Annotated in this window: 1 protein-coding gene; it reads right to left on the bottom strand. The window is 62.0% G+C overall.

Going from position 1 to position 1,205, the window contains the following annotated elements; all coding sequences use genetic code 11:
- Window positions 1–56: 56 nt before the first annotated feature.
- Window positions 57–1,205 (bottom strand): carbohydrate porin (locus ACLH1I_RS26545; protein WP_411302955.1); only part of this gene is annotated, 1,149 nt, incomplete at its 5' end.

Raw genomic sequence — 1,205 nt, forward strand, 5'->3', positions numbered from 1 at the left:
GTAGCCCGGCTAAGCGTAGCGCCAGCCGGGAACGCTCCTTCGGCAACGCTATCGCATCAGAACCACGCCTCAAACATCCCGCCGACGTTCAGCGAATCCAGCTGCTGGTCCTGGGTGCCGTTCACCTTCGCGGTATGCTCATTGTCCACCTGGCCGCCGGTCACGTAGAAGCGCAGCATCGGACGGAACTCCGGCCCCATGCCGATGGCGATGTTCTGCGACAGCGTCAGCTTCCAGCCGTGGTTATTCCCGCCCTGGTCGTAGTCCACGCGCTGGTAGCCCGCTTCCAGCCAGGTGGAGTGCACGTCGTTCCAGAAATACATCGGCCGCACGATGGCGCCGTAGTTCTTGCGGTTGTCGGTGTTGTCCCTGCCGTTGTCGTAGTCGTGGAAGGCCAGCAGATATTCCACCTGCGCCTGCTGAGTGAACTTATGGCTGCCCTCGAAGCTGGCGTAGACCGTGGTCAGGTCGTCGGTTTTGTTGTAGACGCTGTTATCCGAGTTGTCGGAGTAGCGCAGGATCACCTTGTTCACCCCGCTGTCGTTGGTGTGGCTCAGCACCAGGCCGCCCTGCCAGGCTTCGAGGCGCGCGTCGCTGTCCACCGCCTTCGAGTCAAAGCCGTAGTTGGCGTACACCTCGACGTCGATCGGCCCGGCCTTGATGTTGTGGGTTTTGGTGGTCAGCGCGTAGTGGCCGTTGTCGCCGGTGTCGGAGCTGCCGGTACAGGTGATGCGCGACGGGTTGGTCTCGTCGGCCATCACTTCGGGGCTACAGGATTTCACCTGCGACACCGCCGCCACGTCGAACTGTACGCCGCCGATATCAAAGTTCTTCACCCCGGCGCCCTGGCCGTCGTGGTTCATCCAGAAGTAGTCGTTGATCCCCTGTTGCGGACGCTGGTGGAAGTCGCGGCCGGCCCAGAGATAGGCGTTGGGGTTGGATTCCAGCACGTTGGTGACGCCGACGTAGGCCTTCTTCAGGTTAACCTCGTCGCTCCAGTGGTCGAACATCACGTTAAGATCCCAGATAGCCCCCTGCGCGCTTTTGAAGGCCTTGCTGATCTGGAATTCGCCGCCGTTGCTTTCGTTGCCCAGGCGGCCGATCGCCGAGGCGCCGTTATAGGAGCCGTCGACGCCGACATATTTCTGGTCGCCGGTCTGGAAGTGGGCGCCATAGCGGGCGTAGCCGCTGAACTTGAGGCCGAA

The sequence above is a fragment of the Klebsiella sp. 1SOBk10mer genome, from assembly GCF_046602535.1.
GTDB classification, from domain to species: domain Bacteria; phylum Pseudomonadota; class Gammaproteobacteria; order Enterobacterales; family Enterobacteriaceae; genus Klebsiella; species Klebsiella quasipneumoniae.